The organism is Paenibacillus sp. RS8 (assembly GCF_041956825.1).
Taxonomy (GTDB): domain Bacteria; phylum Bacillota; class Bacilli; order Paenibacillales; family Paenibacillaceae; genus Paenibacillus_AQ.
Genome location: NZ_CP168131.1, coordinates 4,679,525 through 4,698,133 on the forward strand (window position 1 = coordinate 4,679,525; position 18,609 = coordinate 4,698,133).

The 18,609-nt window shown below is 44.8% G+C and carries 19 protein-coding genes and 1 pseudogene; 14 read left to right on the forward strand and 6 right to left on the reverse strand.

The features are described from left to right. Nucleotides 1-2 precede the first annotated feature (2 nt). The 3 genes from ACDZ28_RS22085 to mnhG are packed head-to-tail and all read left to right on the forward strand — an operon-like array spanning nt 3 to nt 1,148. Nucleotides 3-476: a Na+/H+ antiporter subunit E gene (locus tag ACDZ28_RS22085; protein ID WP_042127126.1), complete on the forward strand. Its 474-nt coding sequence runs from the start codon at nt 3-5 to the stop codon at nt 474-476. After that, entirely contained in the window at nt 476-769 is a 294-nt protein-coding gene (locus tag ACDZ28_RS22090; RefSeq protein ID WP_042127128.1) for a Na(+)/H(+) antiporter subunit F1, read from the forward strand. The genes ACDZ28_RS22085 and ACDZ28_RS22090 overlap by 1 nt, the downstream gene beginning before the upstream one ends. Next, a complete protein-coding gene (gene mnhG, locus ACDZ28_RS22095) occupies nt 744-1,148 on the forward strand; it encodes a monovalent cation/H(+) antiporter subunit G (protein ID WP_042127130.1) in 405 nt (134 codons plus the stop codon). The genes ACDZ28_RS22090 and mnhG overlap by 26 nt, the downstream gene beginning before the upstream one ends. A gap of 114 nt (nt 1,149-1,262) precedes the next feature. On the opposite strand, the gene ACDZ28_RS22100 is transcribed toward mnhG, so the two are convergent. Together ACDZ28_RS22100 and ACDZ28_RS22105 are read right to left on the reverse strand one after the other, a co-directional pair. Beyond that, nucleotides 1,263-1,640: a PilZ domain-containing protein gene (locus ACDZ28_RS22100; protein ID WP_042127133.1), complete on the reverse strand. Its 378-nt coding sequence runs from the start codon at nt 1,638-1,640 to the stop codon at nt 1,263-1,265. A 119-nt stretch (nt 1,641-1,759) separates the two neighbouring features. Beyond that, nucleotides 1,760-2,341, reverse strand: a complete 582-nt coding sequence (locus tag ACDZ28_RS22105; protein WP_042127134.1) for a TetR/AcrR family transcriptional regulator — start codon at nt 2,339-2,341, stop codon at nt 1,760-1,762. A gap of 230 nt (nt 2,342-2,571) precedes the next feature. On the opposite strand from ACDZ28_RS22105, the gene ACDZ28_RS22110 reads away from it, so the two are divergent. Next, a complete protein-coding gene (locus ACDZ28_RS22110; RefSeq protein ID WP_081954074.1) occupies nt 2,572-3,831 on the forward strand; it encodes an MFS transporter in 1,260 nt (419 codons plus the stop codon). A 180-nt stretch (nt 3,832-4,011) separates the two neighbouring features. Here ACDZ28_RS22110 and ACDZ28_RS22115 read toward each other — a convergent pair whose 3' ends face one another. Beyond that, entirely contained in the window at nt 4,012-5,460 is a 1,449-nt protein-coding gene (locus tag ACDZ28_RS22115) for a 4-hydroxyphenylacetate 3-hydroxylase family protein (protein WP_042127136.1), read from the reverse strand. 307 nt (nt 5,461-5,767) lie between these two features. Between ACDZ28_RS22115 and ACDZ28_RS22120 the strand changes: the two genes are divergently transcribed. The 8 genes from ACDZ28_RS22120 to ACDZ28_RS22155 all read left to right on the forward strand — a co-directional run bounded on the left by ACDZ28_RS22120 (nt 5,768) and on the right by ACDZ28_RS22155 (nt 12,797). Beyond that, complete coding sequence (locus tag ACDZ28_RS22120) at nt 5,768-6,145, forward strand: BlaI/MecI/CopY family transcriptional regulator (RefSeq protein WP_156114790.1); 378 nt, start codon at nt 5,768-5,770, stop codon at nt 6,143-6,145. Between the two features lie 5 nt (nt 6,146-6,150). Then, the gene (locus tag ACDZ28_RS22125) at nt 6,151-8,388 is read left to right on the forward strand and encodes a M56 family metallopeptidase (RefSeq protein ID WP_042127140.1); all 2,238 of its coding nucleotides are present in this window, start codon (nt 6,151-6,153) and stop codon (nt 8,386-8,388) included. A gap of 229 nt (nt 8,389-8,617) precedes the next feature. Continuing rightward, on the forward strand, nt 8,618-8,947 hold the full coding sequence (locus ACDZ28_RS22130) for a PadR family transcriptional regulator (protein ID WP_042127142.1): 330 nt from the start codon (nt 8,618-8,620) through the stop codon (nt 8,945-8,947). Beyond that, nucleotides 8,940-9,293, forward strand: a complete 354-nt coding sequence (locus tag ACDZ28_RS22135; RefSeq protein ID WP_170880381.1) for a DUF1048 domain-containing protein — start codon at nt 8,940-8,942, stop codon at nt 9,291-9,293. The genes ACDZ28_RS22130 and ACDZ28_RS22135 overlap by 8 nt, the downstream gene beginning before the upstream one ends. 12 nt (nt 9,294-9,305) lie before the next feature. After that, entirely contained in the window at nt 9,306-10,250 is a 945-nt protein-coding gene (locus ACDZ28_RS22140) for a daunorubicin resistance protein DrrA family ABC transporter ATP-binding protein (RefSeq protein WP_042127144.1), read from the forward strand. After that, nucleotides 10,247-11,011 carry an ABC transporter permease gene (locus tag ACDZ28_RS22145; protein WP_042127146.1) on the forward strand — a complete coding sequence of 255 codons (765 nt, stop codon included), beginning with the start codon at nt 10,247-10,249 and terminating at the stop codon, nt 11,009-11,011. The genes ACDZ28_RS22140 and ACDZ28_RS22145 overlap by 4 nt, the downstream gene beginning before the upstream one ends. 236 nt (nt 11,012-11,247) lie before the next feature. After that, entirely contained in the window at nt 11,248-12,495 is a 1,248-nt protein-coding gene (locus tag ACDZ28_RS22150) for an MFS transporter (protein WP_375105392.1), read from the forward strand. A gap of 116 nt (nt 12,496-12,611) precedes the next feature. Then, nucleotides 12,612-12,797 (forward strand): hypothetical protein, encoded by a 186-nt coding sequence (locus ACDZ28_RS22155; protein ID WP_042127148.1) that lies wholly within the window; start codon nt 12,612-12,614, stop codon nt 12,795-12,797. Nucleotides 12,798-12,820: 23 nt separating this feature from the next. Here ACDZ28_RS22155 and ACDZ28_RS22160 read toward each other — a convergent pair whose 3' ends face one another. Then, entirely contained in the window at nt 12,821-15,097 is a 2,277-nt protein-coding gene (locus ACDZ28_RS22160) for a DEAD/DEAH box helicase (protein WP_042127149.1), read from the reverse strand. Between the two features lie 671 nt (nt 15,098-15,768). Between ACDZ28_RS22160 and ACDZ28_RS22165 the strand changes: the two genes are divergently transcribed. After that, a complete protein-coding gene (locus ACDZ28_RS22165) occupies nt 15,769-16,779 on the forward strand; it encodes a phosphotransferase (protein ID WP_339290791.1) in 1,011 nt (336 codons plus the stop codon). Here the strand turns inward: ACDZ28_RS22165 and ACDZ28_RS22170 are convergent. Beyond that, complete coding sequence (locus tag ACDZ28_RS22170) at nt 16,774-18,258, reverse strand: cryptochrome/photolyase family protein (protein ID WP_375102772.1); 1,485 nt, start codon at nt 18,256-18,258, stop codon at nt 16,774-16,776. The genes ACDZ28_RS22165 and ACDZ28_RS22170 overlap by 6 nt on opposite strands. Before the next feature lie 22 nt (nt 18,259-18,280). Here ACDZ28_RS22170 and ACDZ28_RS22175 point away from each other — a divergent pair, with 22 nt between their 5' ends. After that, nucleotides 18,281-18,427: a hypothetical protein gene (locus ACDZ28_RS22175; RefSeq protein WP_156114792.1), complete on the forward strand. Its 147-nt coding sequence runs from the start codon at nt 18,281-18,283 to the stop codon at nt 18,425-18,427. Here ACDZ28_RS22175 and ACDZ28_RS22180 read toward each other — a convergent pair. Next, nucleotides 18,424-18,513, reverse strand: a pseudogene (locus ACDZ28_RS22180) (sulfurtransferase); the annotation flags it as partial. The gene ACDZ28_RS22175 and the pseudogene ACDZ28_RS22180 overlap by 4 nt on opposite strands. Nucleotides 18,514-18,609: the final 96 nt, after the last annotated feature.

Sequence of the window (18,609 nt, forward strand, 5' to 3'; positions counted from 1 at the left end):
CTATGGCTTTTCAACTATTATTGAATTTCATGATAGCATTCCTGTGGATGTTTCTGCACAATGACTGGACTGGACCGCGTTTCGTCATTGGTTTCCTGCTCGGTATACTCATTCTACTCGGAATGCGGCGCTTCTGGCCCAGGTTATATCTTGGTAAAGTGTGGGCGATTATTAAGCTAATCCTGTTGCTGCTGCGGGAGCTGGTCGTTTCTAGTTATGTAGTGGTAAAAGCCGTTCTAAGACCGGAGCTTAATATACGTCCAGCTATCCTCAAATATACTACAGAGCTGAAATCGGATTGGGAAGTGGCAACGTTAATCACGATGCTCTGCCTGACTCCCGGATCGGTAGTGCTTGAAGTTTCGGATGATAATCGGACTTTGTATATTCATGCTATGGATGTTGATGACCCTGCACAGTTCAGAGCCAATATCCGTGATACCTTTGAGCGTGCGATACAGGAGGTGACCCGCTAATGATCCATTTTATTCTTATGATATCCATTACGATCATGGCTCTAGCTATCGGCGTATGTGCTTGGCGTTTGGTGAAAGGACCTTCTTTACCTGACCGGGTGGCTGCACTGGATACGATCGGAATTAATCTGCTAGCCATGGTAGCCGTTTTATCTGTTTTTCTCGAAACGCAGGCCTTTATAGAAATTATTTTGTTGATTGGAATTCTTTCCTTTATCGGAACGACAGCCTTTGCTAGATATATCGAAAGGGGAGTGGTGCTAGAACATGGAAATGATCAAGACTGCAGGTGAGCTGCTGTTTGCCTTGTTAATTCTAATGGGGGCATTGCTTAGCGCCGTAAGTGCTATTGGTTTGATTCGGCTCCCTGATGTTTATCTAAGATCACATGCTGCCGCCAAAAGTGCGACTCTCGGTGTTTTATGTGTCTTGGTCGGGGCGTTTCTATATTTTGCATTATTTCAGGATCATATTAGTGCAAAGCTATTACTAGGGATTGTCTTCGTATTTATAACTGCACCTTTATCCGCCCACCTAACAGGCAGAGCGGCGTATCGTTCCGGTGTTCCTCATTGGGATCGAAGAATTCAGGATGATTTAAAAGAGGTGCTGGAGAAAGAGGAAGTTATACCAGCAACCCCTGAACAGGATATACCTCAAGAACAAAGGTAGAAGACCTAGGAATGAATCTTGATTTTCAATAACAACAGCAATAACTGTAACAAACCCGCGTTTGCACGCGGGTTTGTTTTTTTATTCATGGAGTATTATTCTTTTGTTAACATCTCAACGTACTGATATTTTACCCTCTCCAGCAAGCCTGCGCAGCACCCTCGGAAGACACTCAATATCTGCTTCAGGAATGTCTAATTGAATACCATAATGGAAACCGTCTTGCTGTTCTCTATTCCATTTCAAGATTCCCTCTAAGTAAATAGATTCATCTGTAAGATCCATTTCCATACCAATCCGAACCAGATTATTTTCTGGATTAATGTTGAGGGGTAACGATAGGTGGCAGCCTGTTCGACTGATGTTAAATAGTACAGCTCTTACAGGCTTAGAAGGAACCTGAATTCCGTTAATACTAAGAATATGAAGATCAAGGGTTACAGGTTCTTTAAGGGTATATCGAAAAGGTTCATTTCTGCGATTAGTGTTCATATGCTCCTCCATACTTTTCCATCTCATTTAAATTATCGACAGAAAAGCAGGATTTGTGAAGAGCTATTAAACATAATTACGTTTCGAAGTTACAGAATTGCCTACCTGATTATTTGATTTTATCGTAATAATGTAAGTATTTCTTTTACAGAATTATCTACAAATGATCTTTCAGGACGAGATTTCATGATTACAGTAAGTCCAATTAAGGATATGACTAGGGTCTGCGCTAAACTCTTTGCATTAATAGTGGGATCAAGCTCACCTGAGCGCAAACCTCGATCAATCGTTTCTTGAAATATTACCGAGAGATACATCTGGTGTTCTCTTGTTAGGACCTCGAATTTCTCATCATGGGGTGAAAGTTCAACCATCGAATTAATGCAAAAGCATCCCCAGTTCGGATTTTGCCCATATTCTTTTTCTACCATATTTTCAAAGAAGGCACGGAAAGCTTCTTTAACAGAAGAACTATTTTGAAGTTTGTTCCGAATATAGGCTGCATGAGAACTTGTATATTTCCGCAACGCAGCTTCAAATAGTCCTTTTTTGTCTCCGAAGGTTGAGTAGATGCTTGGCCGCTGGATACCCATTCTTGATGTCAGGTCGCTCAAAGAGGTAGCTTCAAACCCTTTTTCCCAAAATACTTGCATAGCTGCATCCAATGCTTTTTCCTCATCAAATTCGCGTGGTCGAGCCATAGTAACTTCCTCTTTTCATATCGAACGGTATGATATGATTTTATGGTGTGAAAACCATTATGTCAATATGAAATGGAAGTATAAACAGTTAAGTTTTAATAAATTCTCTTGCCCTATAAAGTATCTATTGACAGTTATCTTTTTTTAGAGTTATATTTGGCAAACATAATTACGTACCGTTTAGTATGTAATTTGAAAATTTGATAAACGTTAATCAGGAGGCGTTATTTTTGGGGGAATCTGTTGAGGAATCGAAAGCTATTATAGCGGATCAAACAGTCAAAAAAGCTGAAAAAGTACAAGGAGGGTTTAGAGCGTCGGAACAAGTGCCTGTATCAATAATATCTCGTAATGTGGCACTTTTATTTTCCATCGCCTGCGGAATAGTTGTTGCTAACATATATTATGCGCAACCTTTACTGGACGCTATTTCGAACGAGTTTGGTATTTCTCATTCATTCGTTGGACTTGTTATTACAATCACTCAAATTTTTTATGCACTTGGACTGTTATTACTAGTGCCTCTGGGTGATCTATTAAATCGGCGTTGGCTGATCGCTGGACAGATGCTCCTATCCGTATTGGCTTTAATTGTCGTTGGTACTGCCACCAGCAGTATTGTGTTATTCATAGGTATAGCAGCGGTTGGGTTTCTTGCCGTAGTGACACAGACGCTCGTTGCATTCGCGGCAACTTTGGCTGCTCCAGCTGAACGTGGGCGTGTCGTTGGTGTTGTGACAAGTGGAATCGTAATTGGTATTCTACTGGCGCGAACTTTCGCTGGCATATTAATGGATTTAGCAGGTTGGCGTTCTGTCTACCTTGTTTCCGCTGTATTAACACTAATCATGGCATGTGTATTGTTTCGGGTGCTGCCACATTATGAGCACAAAAGAGAATCATTATCTTACCTACAGTTGATTCGTTCAATGTTCACGTTGTTTGCTCAGGAACGAACTTTTAGAATCCGTGCTGCACTAGGCATGATGATTTTTACCGCTTTCAGTATATTATGGACGTCTCTAGTATTACCTCTCAGCGCCCCACCGTTTTCCCTTTCACATACAGCGATTGGAGCGTTTGGTCTCGCAGGTGTTGCAGGCGCTTTAGCAGCAGCGCGAGCAGGTCGTCTCGCCGATCGAGGTTTAGGGCAGAAGACCACCGGTGTAGCCTTGATTCTTTTGCTCATATCATGGTTGCCCATAAGTTATGTTCAACATTCACTTCTTGCATTAATCGTTGGTATTATCCTTCTTGATCTTGCAGTACAAGCCGTACATGTCACCAATCAGAGCATGATTCTTACTCTGCGGCCTGAGGCACGCAGTAGGCTTACTGCCGGCTATATGATTTTCTATTCCATTGGCAGCGCCACTGGGTCGATTGCATCAACCAGTATCTATGTTTACTTTGGCTGGAACGGAGTGAGTTTATTAGGTGCAATTGTGAGTGCTTTGGCTCTTCTATTTTGGTCATTAACAAAGGAGTAACCCGTAGGGATGAATAGTAACGCTGATCTCGCGAGGGTAGTTGGGAAGACTTGATTTATTAATAGGTACAATTTCTAAGCTTAACGCTCCAGCCAAGGCTATAGTGGTTCATATCGCCTGGCTGTGGAGCATTCGAAAAGGGCAATTCAACATGAAGAATAAACACAAGCTCAATTAGATCTATTGATGAATGAATTCGTGAATAATCTGACGGAAGTATTCGTGATTATCATAGCTGTTGTACATACGCCAGGCCATTGTTTCTGAATTTCCGAAAAATAACCGTTCAAACTGGGTTTGACGACCGCCGAATGCACCCGCTCCTAGTTCCCATGCGAGCCGGAATAAGGCATTTCGATACCATGCATCCGAGACATTACCCTTCAAATACTGATGGAGATACGAACCGGCATTTGAAGTGAAGTCGGATTCTGAGGTGATCATGATGAGACCGCTTGAACTGAGATTTTGAACCATCTCAATCATCTTTGGATAAAGCTCTGAAAAGTGAATGGTTGAAGCCAGTAGGGGGCCTTTATCAGGTACGAGATATCCAAAACGATCATGGGATGCCCCTAATTCAGAAGCAAGTCTTAATGCTTTGAATGTTTCTAGAAATGTTATTATTCTGGAAATCGGCAGGAGAGTGTAGGGCTCGAGGACAGCATTTTGTTCTTCTGCCAAAGATTCTAGCAGACCGAGAAAGAACTCAGTTTTAGCAATATAGCGGGTGATGATTTGGTGGGCCATATGCGTATGAAAGTGACTCTCGCTAAACAATCGGGCGCAGTAAACCTCATCGCCGTAATAAAATATTCGATCATGAGGGATAAGCACGCGGTCAAATATAACAAGCGTATCCATTTCTTCATATCTTGAACTTACCGGATGGTCGTAGGTAGATGTGGCTGCGTAACTTTCACGGCAAACAAAAGTCATCCCAGGTAAATCATTAGGCACTGCAAAGGCAAACGCAAAGGGATTATCATCATCCACAAGAGATGGTGAAGGGGTGGGGAATACAAGCATTTCATCGCATGTAGCCCCTTGTGTTGCCATCATAAAAGCACCGGTTACAACCATCCCTTCATCATTGATTTCTACAACTTTAGCTGCAATAGAATCCTCAGTAGCATCAATTTGACCGGATATTTTACTCGCTTGAGGCTGGATGAAGGCATGGGATAATGTAATGTCATGATCTCGGCAGTAGGCATAGTATTTCCTGAGGTTCTCAGCGTATTTCGGATTAAGATCCTCAAGGATATCGGCAGCAGTGAACAGAGACATGATCGCCGTGTTCATATAATCTGGGGAACGTCCTAAAAAACCGTGATGTCTGCTCGACCAGAGTTCAATCATTTTTCTTCGACGTTCTAAATCTTCAACACTTTTGGGCGGGAGAAAAGATAGACCAACAAGCTCTCCAGTATCAGGCGAAGGGTAGGTCATCTGTGCTAAATAACGTTCGTCACACTGCATGTTGTACATTTCGGCTTGTGTTTGTATGAGGCCTTGAAATGCAGGATGTTTGGATAAGGGCCCTTCTATACGCGTTCCTTTGTACCAGATATTGATATTTTGCCGATCGATTCGTTCGATGTATTGATTACCATTTTTAATAGGCACACGTTCCACCTCTTTGGAGAGCTGTATTAATATTTTTAATGTACGTAATCATAATTCTTCTTGTACATTGTCCATACACCGAGTCAGTGAAGGGGCCAACCTTAATTTAAACTATAAAAAGAGGATATTCACAATTATTTCCCCTAATATTATGTTCTGCACTATGGATCAAGCGAATCACAGCTGTTCGAACGGGAAGTGTCCCTCTCGTGACTTTTTAAGGTTGACATAAACGAGACTTACTTGTATATTTTTGACATTGGATTACAAGTGTAGTCATACGGTAGAAAGAAAGGCGGATAGGATGATGTCTACGGAAATTCCAAAAATCTCGGATGCCGAGTGGGAAGTAATGAAGGTGCTGTGGACTGGAGCCCCGCGCACAGCAGGAGAGATTGTTGAAGCTTTGGAGGGCAGCCGGGACTGGAACCCAAAAACGGTGCGGACGTTGATAAAGCGTCTGACGGAGAAAGGGGCTATCGGTTACAACCAGACAGGAAGGGTGTATTCGTATTATCCTCTGGTGCGGGAAGAGGAATGTGTCCAATCGGAAACACAATCTTTTCTGAAGCGGATTTACGGTGGAACGCTGCGTCCGATGCTAGTCAACTTTTTACAGGATGAGAAGCTGTCCCGAGAAGATATTGAAGAATTGAAGAGAATTTTGGATGAGCGAAAGGACTGAGTCGCTTGCTGGAAGCTGCATACAATCTGTTCGTTAAGATATTGTCACTATCCGCTATGGCGAGCGTCCTGGTGTTGCTGATCCTGGTAACCCGTTTCTTGTTCAAGAATCGATTGAAACCGACCTGGACGTATCTTCTGTGGATACCGCTGATCGTGAGGTTAGCCGTCCCTTGGACACCGGAAAGTGCATTCAGCATTTTTAATTTGTTGCCGCTGGAGACAGAATCAGCTCAGACTTTCTATATTCCTTCTGTGCAGACGAATGTAGGTGATTTACCTGTGTCCGGGATGAATACTCAAGAGGTGGACTCAACCACGGTCGCTGAAAAAACAGGAACAGGAACTTCAAAGCAAGCTGAGAAATCGGAGAGTATGACACCTGTGACTACGGAAATCTACGCTCCTTCTGAGACATCAAATGCAGGCTGGACGTCGATACATTTACTGGTTCTGATATGGCTTAGCGGAGCCGTGGTAATGATAAGTCTGTCGGTTCGTGAACAGCTGCGATTCACGGCACGGGTTCGAGGGGAACCGGAGATCCGTTCCGCAGATATCCTGCGGTTATTCGAAATGTGCAAACGAGAGATGAAGGTAAGGCGCTCAGTGAAGCTGGTTGAGACAAAGCAGATTGCTGTGCCCACACTACTTGGTGTTATGCGCCCCAAGCTGCTGCTGCCGACAGCCATGTTGAACACGCTGGAGGCAAATGAGCTGCGTCATATATTTCTGCATGAGCTGGCGCATGTGAAACGTCGTGATATTTCGCTGAATCTGCTGACAGGACTGCTGCTGGCCCTACATTGGTTCAATCCGTTGCTTTGGTATGCCGTTAGCCAAATGAAACGAGATCAAGAGGTCGCCTGTGATGCGCTGGCTTTAAAGCATCTTGCATCGGAGCACCACAAAGACTACGCACGGACTCTTCTTAAACTATTGGAAACATTGACCGATCCCATCCGAGTGGCTGGTGCAGCCGGCATTTCAAGCAGCAAAAAGGAAATGAAAAGAAGGATAACCATGATCACCAGGCATAAAAAGATCACAGCACAAAACACGGTGTTAGGGTTAGCAGTAATTATGGTTTTAAGTGGCTGTACCTTGACTGGGGCAAAGCTGAGTTCTACATCAGCCCCGGAGAAGAGTGTTGTTATCCCGTCAGCTTCTCAGGCTAAAGATACAACTGTAATCGATCCCAAAGGAACGCTATTAGCGGAGAAGAACGGAATTACTGTAACTGCAAAGCCCACGGCTGAGCATGCACTTTTGCATGAAGTCACGGTAGATGTACGCGGTGAATTTAACCGAACGTTTTTGTGGAATGCTGGTGAAGATGAAACACGGCCTCCTTCCATTGAAGAAGCCGATCTTAACGGGGATGGTATTAAAGAAATCTTTATTCGTATTACTACCGGCACTGGAACTGGGCTCTCAATGAGTGAGATTCATGTGCTCCAGCCTGTCACTCTGGAAGAGCTTGTGGTAGAGGACCCGGTCGAGACGCTAAATCGGAGGCTGAAATCTTCCATTACACACCGGAATAACCATACCTACGTATCCGCTGAACTAGACGGAAAGCATTTGACTAAAGTGTATGATTACACTGAGGGGGCTTGGGGTGAGAAGATTGGATTTGGTGCCGTAGTTTCGTATGAGCTGGAAGGGGACCGTATTGTAGCTCGTTTGGCAGGTGCAGCATCGATCTCTGAGTTTCCGCTTGAAGTTATTGTCGTTTACGGCAAGGAACTGACCATTGAAAGTGTACAGATGTACTATGGCTCGTTTATTTCTCCTCCGCTCAGTGAACAGGATATTAAGTCCTTGTTGGAAAAAAAGCTTCCAGCTAGCGGCTGGACCTTTGGTAAAAAAGGCGATCAATACACGATTAATTTTATGGATCCACCGAATGGCGTAGGGGAAGGCCTTAGCTATAAAATTAATCCGCTTACCGGTACGGTTCATGATACAACTTCTGGCAGTCCAGTGAGAAGCCTTGTGAATCGAGAAGCGATAGATCTGTGGGACATATCTAACGGTACGGAATACAAAAAGGAGCTGTATAAGTTACTTCATCCAATCTTTGATACAGAAGGCTTCGAGCCAATAGATGACGATTGGATTTCCGGCTTTATTGGAGATGGTTATTTGTTCAGTAATGTTAGGCAAGGCGGCAGGGAGTTCACGATAAAAGTGGATGTCTTCACCGGTCAATGGGAAGAAATTGATGACCCGTATAAATAGTTATGTCGATGTGGAAGAACCTTGTAACAATAAAGAAAGCCCGTGCACAGCGCGGGCTTTCTTTATTGTTACTGACTTAAAGCGAATGCTTTCCACTCACACCAAATCCAGTCTCTGCTACTGTCGTATTTATTTTCAGCAATCCGCTTTTCCTCCTATTTACAATTCAGCTACTCGGTGATACTATATAGTGGTACTAAGCAATACAGAGTAGCATTGGAGGATTTAAATGGATAACCTAACAGAAATGCTGAAAGGAGTTTTGGAAGGCTGCGTACTTGAAATCATCAGCCGGAAAGAAACCTATGGATACGAAATCGTAAAAACGCTAAATGCGCTCGGTTTCGAAGATGTTGTTGAAGGAACGGTATACACCATCTTGATACGGCTAGAAAAAAATAAACTCGTTGATACCGAGAAAAAACCGTCCGAAATAGGACCGCCAAGGAAATTTTATAGTCTGAATGAAGCTGGATTGCGTGAACTGTCCATGTTCTGGGAGAAATGGGGATATGTAACGACAAGACTTACACAACTTAAGGAGGATAGCCGTGTATAAGACCATATTAACTAAGTATAAAGATTTGCGTGATCAAAAAAGAGCGTATAAAGAGTGCGTAAAACGTTCAAAAGCGCTTCCTAACGACTACCGTGAAGTTTACAATATCGCATCGCAATACATGCTGAACTTTTCAACTTCCGATTCCAGCGTTATCAATCTGTTCCCCGAAATACTTGACATGTTTGAGTTGGGAGCTGCCGAAGGCAGAGATGTTCTAGAGATCGTAGGAAATGATGTTATGGCGTTTTGCGATGGTTTGCTCGAAGGCGTTGCTGCTCAGACTTGGACAGGGAAAATGCGAGCTAAAATGAATGAGTCCATTCATAAAAAACTAGGCAGATAGGAGGGAAATAGGATGACATCGAATAATTTGGCAATTGAAGTAATAGGCCTGAAGAAATCCTATAAGAAGGTGGAAGTGCTCCGAGGGGTGGACTTCACTGTGCAGAAAGGTTCAACCTTTGCACTTCTCGGGTCCAACGGTGCGGGTAAAACCACTATGATCAAAATTCTTTCCACTCTGCTCCAGCCAGACAACGGAATTGCGAAGATTAATGGAGACGACGTAACCAAGCAACCAGAGCAAGTACGTAAGGAAATTAGCCTGACAGGACAAAGCGTCACCGCAGATTATATCCTGACTGGCCGCGAGAACTTGCGAATGATGGCTAAACTCCGCCATTTGCCCGACCCTGATAAACAAGCCGAGGAGTTGTTGCGTCGCTTTGACTTGCTTGATGCTGCGGATCGCCGAATCTCCACTTATTCCGGAGGGATGTGTCGGCGCTTGGATTTGGCCATGAGCTTATTGGGTAACCCTTCGGTCATTTTTCTCGATGAACCAACCACCGGACTTGACCCGCAAGCCCGTCTTGCTATGTGGGATATGATCAAGGATCTAGCGAGATCGGGTGTTACTGTTTTTTTAACGACGCAGTATTTAGAGGAAGCCGACCATCTAGCCGATCAAATCGCGATCCTACACGAAGGTCATATCGTGGCAAGCGGCAGTCCGGCGGAACTTAAAAATAGATTGCCTAAGGGTCATATCGAGCTTCGATTTGACAATGAAACAACACTAAATCAAGCACAAGATCTGTTAAAGGAATTTAACGCGACCTCAGATTCGAACAATCTCACGCTCTCCGTCATTACAGACGGAAGTACGAGACAGATGATGCGACTGCTAACGAAAGCGGCGGAAGCTGACATAGAAATTGCTGAGTTTGCCCAGAAGCTGCCCTCGCTTGAGGATGTCTTTCTCGCGATCGTCACTAGCAAAAAGGAGGACTCCCGATGAAATTCATTCATTTTCTAAGCGATACTGCTGTCATGAGTGGGCGTGTCATTCGCCATTCCACACGTAGCATCGACACGATTATTACCGTCATCGCCATGCCGATCATGATCATGCTGCTCTTTGTTTACATCTTTGGCGGAGCGATGAACACTGGTGATGTAAGCTATATCAATTATATTGTGCCCGGAATATTGCTCTTTTGCATTGCCAGTGGCGTGGCTTATTCTTCACTTCGTATCAATAACGATCTCACGAAAGGCATTTTCGAGCGTTTCCACTCCATGCCGATTGCAAAAGCTTCTATTCTAGGCGGACATGTGGTTGCTTCATTAGTTTTTAACGTCATTTCCTTGCTTGCCATTTTCCTTGTTGCCTTCGGAATGGGATTTCGGCCAAAAGCGGATGTGCTCGGTTGGGCATTAGCCATTGGTATTTTATTGCTTAGCGTACTTGCGTTTACTTGGATTGCCGTCACCTTCGGCTTGCTTGCTAAATCATTCGAAGGAGCAGGCGTATTTTCTTACATTTTGATGTTGCTTTTATTCGTTAGCTCTGCCTTTGCGCCGACCGACAGCATGCCTTCGGCTATCCGCTTATTCGCGGAATATCAGCCCATGACACCGCTTATCGAGAGCATTCGTTCTCTTTTACTTGGAGGAACGGCAGATAAAACTACGCTTGTGGCGGTATTATGGAGTTTAGCAATACTTGCGTTTTTCTGGGCTACGGCTATGCGAGTGTATAAACGGAGAATGAAATAGACGTAAAAAAGAGCCGGTGGCTTCTCGAAAGAGGGGGATACCGGCTCTTTGTGTGCACAGGCTATTTTTAAAGTGCTGGCTGAATGGTGGGGTGAATATTTCTGTGCTATTCTAGAAATGTGATTTATATAAAATTTTTGTACATAGAATTAGAAGTGCCGGATTTGGTAATTAATTTTAATAGGCGAATGGGGAATGAATGATATTTTTTTAAAATGGGGGAGTAAGTTATAGTGATACCAACCGAAGCACAAAACAAAAAACATTGGAAACGGGATATAATTATCTTTTTAAGTAGTCAGACATTTTCGTTATTCGGTTCTGCTTTAGTTCAATATGCTATTATGTGGTACGTTACGCTTACAACAAAATCAGGTATGATGATGACATTATTTATTATTTGTGGATTCATTCCTACCTTTTTATTATCACCGTTTGCAGGTGTATGGGCGGACCGTTTCAACCGGAAATATCTTATTATGATAGCAGATGCCATGATTGCCTTTGTTACACTGGTTTTAGCCATTACATTTTTGCTTGGTTATGATGAGATATGGTTGTTGTTCGCCATTGCTGCAGTTCGTGCGCTCGGAGCTGGGGTTCAATCGCCTGCGGTTGGGGCAATATTACCTCAAATTGTACCAGAGGATAAGCTGACGAAAGTAAATGGGATTAACGGAAGTCTTCAAGCACTAATGATGTTTGTTGCACCTATCGTTAGCGCGTCATTGCTTTCATTGGCAACCATTGAGGTCATTTTCTTTATCGATGTTATCACAGCAGCGATAGCGATCTTTACATTATTTTTCTTTTTGAAAATACCGTTGCATAAAAAAGCGACGGATAAACAAACGACAAGCTATTTGGACGATTTTAAACAGGGTTTAAGCTATATTAAAAACCATAGCTTTCTCAAAACCTTTTTCATTTTTTTCGCCTTTTTCTTTGTATTGATGGCACCGGCTGCATTTTTAACACCGCTACAAGTGACACGCAGCTTCGGAGATGATTATTGGCGATTAACAGCCATTGAAATTGCTTTTTCTATCGGTATGATGGCTGGCGGAGCAATTATTGCTTCATGGGGCGGATTTCGAAACAAAGTATATACGATGACTTTTGCTAGCTTAATTATGGGTGTATGCACGTTAGCTTTAGGTATTGTACCTGTTTTTTGGATCTACTTGGTTATGATGGCTATTTTCGGCGTAGCTATGCCCGTCTTTAATACACCGACAACCGTAATGCTACAAGAGAAGGTAGATCCGGATTACATGGGACGCACATTCGGAGTCTTTGGTATGATATCGACTTCCATGATGCCCATCGGAATGCTGATATTTGGTCCTCTTGCGGATGTAATTGAGATTGAGTGGCTTCTTGTTGGAACAGGATTGTTTATTGTGATATTGTCCGTTTTCTTCATTCGTAACAAGCGTTTGGTAGAAGCAGGGATGCCGATAATAAAGGAAACATCACAATAGCAGGATTTTGCTTAGAATTGTGAACTTGGGACCCATGTGTAGAGAAAAAAGAAGCTCTCCTGAAGTTCAAATGAACTTTGTGGAAGCTTCTCTTAATTTGAAAAAGGAGGTTGGTTATGACTTATTCACAGATCTGGAACAACTCAGGAAATGAAGCTGAAATCGTCTTTTTGGAACAGCAGATTGAGGCTGTCAAAAAAGAAATAAAACGAGCAAAAGCCGCAGAACAACAGGAGATATTGGATCAAGCGAATCGCAGGCTGGCTGAATTGGAAGCAAAGCTGGATGAGCTAGAGGAGTAGCGGCTAACTACCTCTTCGTTGCATCAATATTTTGACAGCTTGAATATCGGCCTCGCAACCGTGCGAAGCCAATAAGCAAATACGGTAGTTCCGGTCCATGAGGTTCGCTTATTCTGCAGGTATTGATCGTTGATAATATAAGTCCGGGTGGAAGCAGGGCTTTTCAGGCCGAACTTTTCCCACTCTGCCGGATCATTCGAACCTCCGAGCTTTTCAAGCATATTTTCCGACGCGATATCTATTTTAGAAGTAATTTGCTCGTAGGCTTCAGTGATTTGCGCATGAAATTCGTCGATTGGATTGCGGCTGGCAAGGCTCTCCAAGTGAATGCCTTCGCGAAGATAAGAAACGTATGCAAGATGGTCAGCCCAGAATTCGTCGATATAAAAAAGCCGTACCCTCTGCTCCGCTGGGCTCAACGGCTGCTCGCCTTTCAAAATTCGGAGCCGCTCCGCGTATAGAATTCGCCTCTGATCCTCCACCATATCCGAATAACAGTTCAGTTCCTTGTGGATATCGAAGTTTTGGCCCATAACAATACGCTGAGTACTTGTGATCTTGCTGCTGAGCCCCGTCTCTTCAAGAGCCTCATCCTGCCTGGGAGCGCGAACTGCTTTATGGATGCCGAAGCGAAGCAGTAACTCGTCCTCCAAGCTTACATAAAAAACGGAAGCTCCCGGGTCGCCTTGGCGACCGGAACGCCCGCGCAACTGGTCGTCGATCCGCACGCTTTCGTTCACATGGGTGGCAATTACGTACAACCCGCCCAGCTTGGCGATTACCTCTGCTTGCGCAGGGTCGCCGCCGCCGAGCCGGATGTCGACCCCGCGTCCCGCCATATTCGTAGACACAGTCACTGCACCGATTTCTCCCGCTTTGGCGATGATGTCGGCTTCTTCTGCGTCGTTTTTCGCATTTAGAACATGGCAAGATACGCCTGCAACCGCTAGCGCCTCGGCCAGCATGGCAGACTCCTCGACACTTGACGTACCAATGAGAATTGGACGTCCCGTCCTATGGACGGATGAGATTTCTTGTACAAGTGCCTTAAGCTTGGCATCTTTATGGGTGTAAATCCGGTGCAGATGGTCGATTCGAATGTTTGGCCGGTTCGGTGGAATTTGCAGCACCTGGAGCGCATAAATATCTTCGAAGTCCATTGCGGAAGCATGAGCGGTAGCCGTCATTCCGCAAATCTGCGGATACAGGCTAATGAAGTGTTGAATGGTGATCGTCCCGAGAATTTTCCCGCCGGCTATGGAGTACAGCCCTTCTTTTGCCGTAAGCGCGGCTTGCAGCCCGTCCGGCAAATACCGGTTCTCCGCCACCCGGCCGGTATACTCTTCGATCAGCTCGATTTTTCCGTCCCGGACGATGTAATCTATGTCTTTCTTTAATAACGATTCCGCATGCAGCGCGCAATTTAAAGAAGTCAGCAAATGACTGTTATGGCTATCGTATAAATTGCCGCATCCCAGCATCAATTCCGCATGCGCAGCGCCTGTTTCATTTAAGTAAACGTTCCGCTGGAACTCGTCGAAGTCGTAATGTTCATCTCTATTAAGCTGCCGAGCCACTTCTGCGAAACGAAAGCCGTCGCTCCTGGAAGAGGGCATATCTCCGCTGATGACCAGCGGCACCCGTGCTTCGTCGAGAAGCAGCGAATCCGCTTCGTCCACGATGACGTAGTGGAAAGGACGATGCACGGTATCGGCTTCGTTTAGTGCAATTGTATCGCGTAAGTAATCGAATCCCGCTTCTTTTGCCGTAACATAGGTTATATCCTTGGCGTATGCTTCCTGTTTCTCGGACAGGCTCATACCCGCTTGAACCGAGTTTACCGTTAATCCGAGGAAACGATAGATCGGGCCCATCCATTCCGCATCGCGCTTGGCTAAATAATCGTTAAAAGTCAGCACATGAATACCTTTGCCAGTCAGTGCATTTAGATATGCAGGCATAACAGCAGAAAGTGTTTTTCCTTCACCGGTATGCTGCTCGATCAAGAATCTCTCGTGCAGAGCGATGGCAGCCATGATCTGGACATCGTAAGGATTTAATCCAAGCTTTCTCTTCGCTGCCTCACATACTAACGCATAAGCAGCGATAAGCAGCTCATCCAAAGGTGTACCTGATTTTGCTTCTTTTTGTAGCCGGAGGGATTCCGCTTGAAGCTTCCCATCGTCCCATGCTTCCAAATTCCGTTTTCTGATGAGCTCCACTTTGTCCTGATAAACTTTCAGCTTATTCTGGGTATCGCGGTCTTTGAATTTTTGCATCAATTTGACGGCTATATTCATAGAAATCTGATCTCCCCTCGATAGCAATACGCTTAGTTTTGCACAATATTTGCGCTGATCAGTCGCTTAACAAGTTCCTGGATTCAATCTACCAAAATGTTCTATTAAAAGCAATTTTGGCAAATGAAAGAGACTATCAAAACGTAAATCGGTTGCTATCGGGTGGATACCTCTAGGTACTCTGTGATCTATTTTTTGCGAGTTCTTGATTGTAGATTGTTGAATAAAGAACCTAAAAAGACTGAATAGGGATCTTACTCATCAACCAGTCCCGTATACTACTTCACATTCTTATATATGGCTTTTCCTAGCGCTAGCACATTAACATTATGGCAAGTACTTACACCTGAACCACAATATACGATAATCTCAACCTCCGGAATATGCTCTAGTCTGTAGGCATAACGCCAGCCTCAGGTTTACCAAGCGTAAACCGGTAACTCCACTATGCTCTGCTCCGGTTCATATAACCTTGCCGGCAGCCAGCGTTTGGAGCCGGTAGCTCCTATTCAATCCCATCCGTTGCACTGAGATTGAATAGCATCATTATAGAGGTAAAGTACAAGAGGTACATGCAGGCTCCTGAATCCGAGTTAGGGGATTTGACACACGCATAAGCTGCTTTTACAATTGCCTATGAGTTGATAGACAGATGAGAGGAGGCATACGATATGGAAGCTATAGTAAGTCAAGCCTGGCCGGAATGGAGCGGAACGCTGCGGAAGCGGAGCGGGGGGTGGAACAACACCACTTTTTTTGTGGAAAATAGCGGTAAATGTGCAGTCCTTCGCATATATGATACACATAAGGACAGAAACAAGATTGAATTCGAGCATGCTGTGCTTCAGCAACTTGGAACACGAGCTTTACCTTTCAAAGTACCTGTTCCTATTCTAACAACTACCGGTGAAACTATGATTCAGTTAGGGGAGAATGGTAAATTCGCTTGCTTGTTCCGATATATTGATGGAGAATCACCTGTGGAGGAAGAGGTTTCTTACCTAGAATCCTTTGGAGAGGTAACGGGTGTTTTATCTGAAGTGCTGTCAGCTATTGATCCCGGCCTTACTCCGGTGTACCGGCCATATTATGAATTGCGGTCGTCCTATCCGTTATGCAGTACAGAGGTCATCCGGGAACTGTGCCTGAGTCCGCCGGAACCTTTTAAGGATCTGGGGGCTGAGCTAGTGATGCTCTACAGAGCTTATAGAAATATTACAGGTTCGCTGACTGAACTGGAGGGACTGCCTCACCAACTGGTACATGGTGACTTGAATGCCTCTAATCTTTTGGTAAATATAAAAGACCCGGGGCAGGTATCCTCGCTGCTTGATTTTGAGTTCTGTACATATGATTTGCGGGTCATGGAGTTAGCGGTTATTCTATCCGGACTGCTTGGGCATGCGGAGGAGAAGAAGATGATTCGTGATTTCTGCCGGGGCTTCAGCCGTAGTATCCGCCTCACCCCAGCCGAAATTAACGCGATTCCAGTGTTGATGCTGCTGAGAAAAATCGATGTCTTTCTTCATTTTGTCACCCGTTATCTGGAGGGTACCGATGAATCCCGGGTACTTCATGAACAGACAAAACTGCTGTCCGTAGATTTAGTCCAGCTGTCTGCAGGAACAGCAGAAATTCTAGTAATATTGCAAGAAGAGCAGGGAAGCGCATGCAGGCTATAGCTCATTTCCGTGATTAGGATGAACCGCCGCTCCCTTGCTGTTCAGGATTTCTTTATACACCTCAATCGCCAGCGCCCGTGACTGCTTAAGATCAACGATGGCATATGGTCTAGGCAGATGGATAGCTTTATCGGACAAAACTGCCAGCTCCGGCAGCCAGGTGCGTATATAATCTCCGCTCGGGTCATGAGTCTGGGACTGGGTTACCGGATTCATGATCCTGAAGTAAGGGGAGGCATCGAATCCGAGCGAGGAGCTCCACAGCCAGCCGCCACGGTTCAGCGCATTATCATAATCGCCCAGCTTCAGCCTGAAGTAACGCTCTCCGTAAATAAATGGACAGCCCAGATTTTTGGTGAGAAACATTGCGGTAATCATTCGCAGCCGGTTCGGCATCCATCCGGTTGTGTTCAGTTGGGTCATGGCGGCATCGATTACAGGAATGCCAGTTCTGCCCGAAGACCAAGCCTCAAAGTATTTCGTACCTAGCATGCTCAAATCATACACCTTCTCATAGCTGAAGAAATTAGCATCGAGCCGGGCTTGATACAGATAGAAATCCCGCCAGGCCAGCTGTCGCAGCCATTCTTCCCCGCCGGTTTCTTCTTCCGCCAGCCGAGTATACACAGTACGTGCTGAAATGGTACCCGTATTGAGGTACCGGCTGATCTGGCTGGTGCCCTCCTGTGCATACCTGTCACGGTTCACGTGATAATCCCGTAAATGCAAGTCTATAAATTGCTCAAGAGTATCGTTTACATCCATCTTCTTTCTTGAAGGCACTAGCTTTTCAAACTGAAGTTTAATCTCCTCAGGAATCTTGAAATCTTCGGCAATCTTGTCGTCCAGTGTAGCCGTTGACAGATCAGCCAAGGTCGAAGAATAAGGCGGATGAAAGCGCTCTGCCAAGTAGCTGCGCCAGCGGCGGTAGAACGGTGTGAATACCTTGAAGGGCTCTCGACGCCCGCACCAATCCATGAAATCTTCCAGATCACAGAGCATGCTGTCGTGAAAAATTTTGAAACGGATGCCGAGTGCAGCCGATGTATCACGCAGGCTCATGTCTCTTTTTAATGCATAAGGGGTGTAATCGGCATGGACCATCAATTCCTGTATTGGGTAGGTTTCGCTCAGCCTCTTGACAATAATATCAGGCTCGCCATAAAGAATATGTAGCTGCTTGCCCTCAGTGGCGTATTCCTGCTGAAGTCTTGAGACCTGCGTCAGAAAGTTTACCCCGCTATGCTCAAGATAGCGTTGTTTTCGCAGTAGAAAAGGCTCCAAAATCAACAGATGAAGGCTGCGAGAGCCAGAAGAACGTATAGCCTCAAAGACCGGAAGATCGCTAGTCCGCAGATCCTTGCGGTGAATGTAGAGAATCATCAGAAGTATTTCCTTTCTGTAATCTGAGGGAATAACCGCCTGTCCATAATACGATAGATTTGAAGTTTTGGCGATGAGCTGTCTATAGTGAACCAATTGGAGTCAGGAGATTCGGTTCATGGGCAATGCATCCACCATGGAAATTGTAGCAGGAGCTGTTCGAGCAGGGACGGACCAGCAGGATATAACCCAAAATGCGCATATACACCATAACTTAAACACAAAAAGCCTGCGCCAAGCGCAGACTCTTCATGTTTATTCTTAACCAATGGCTATCGGATTCCTGATATACGAAATCCAATCACTCCAGCTTCCTGCGTACAGTCGAACTTTTTTGTACCCGGTCTTCTTGTCGGGGGTCTCATTCTGACCGTGACACATGTCGAGCCTTATAATCGGCTTCGAATCATTTGGGATTTTGCTGCAACTAATGGATGCTTCGGTACT

Excerpts from the sequence above, each read along its gene's own strand:
- ACDZ28_RS22140 (WP_042127144.1), top strand. The coding sequence starts at position 9,306 with ATGACATCGAATAATTTGGCAATTGAAGTAATAGGCCTGAAGAAATCC.
- ACDZ28_RS22130 (WP_042127142.1), top strand. The coding sequence starts at position 8,618 with ATGGATAACCTAACAGAAATGCTGAAAGGAGTTTTGGAAGGCTGCGTA.
- ACDZ28_RS22100 (WP_042127133.1), bottom strand. The coding sequence starts at position 1,640 with ATGAACACTAATCGCAGAAATGAACCTTTTCGATATACCCTTAAAGAA.
- ACDZ28_RS22105 (WP_042127134.1), bottom strand. The coding sequence starts at position 2,341 with ATGGCTCGACCACGCGAATTTGATGAGGAAAAAGCATTGGATGCAGCT.
- ACDZ28_RS22155 (WP_042127148.1), top strand. The coding sequence starts at position 12,612 with ATGACTTATTCACAGATCTGGAACAACTCAGGAAATGAAGCTGAAATC.
- ACDZ28_RS22090 (WP_042127128.1), top strand. The coding sequence starts at position 476 with ATGATCCATTTTATTCTTATGATATCCATTACGATCATGGCTCTAGCT.
- ACDZ28_RS22165 (WP_339290791.1), top strand. The coding sequence starts at position 15,769 with ATGGAAGCTATAGTAAGTCAAGCCTGGCCGGAATGGAGCGGAACGCTG.
- ACDZ28_RS22160 (WP_042127149.1), bottom strand. The coding sequence starts at position 15,097 with ATGAATATAGCCGTCAAATTGATGCAAAAATTCAAAGACCGCGATACC.
- mnhG (WP_042127130.1), top strand. The coding sequence starts at position 744 with ATGGAAATGATCAAGACTGCAGGTGAGCTGCTGTTTGCCTTGTTAATT.
- ACDZ28_RS22120 (WP_156114790.1), top strand. The coding sequence starts at position 5,768 with ATGTCTACGGAAATTCCAAAAATCTCGGATGCCGAGTGGGAAGTAATG.
- ACDZ28_RS22085 (WP_042127126.1), top strand. The coding sequence starts at position 3 with ATGGCTTTTCAACTATTATTGAATTTCATGATAGCATTCCTGTGGATG.
- ACDZ28_RS22175 (WP_156114792.1), top strand. The coding sequence starts at position 18,281 with ATGGGCAATGCATCCACCATGGAAATTGTAGCAGGAGCTGTTCGAGCA.
- ACDZ28_RS22145 (WP_042127146.1), top strand. The coding sequence starts at position 10,247 with ATGAAATTCATTCATTTTCTAAGCGATACTGCTGTCATGAGTGGGCGT.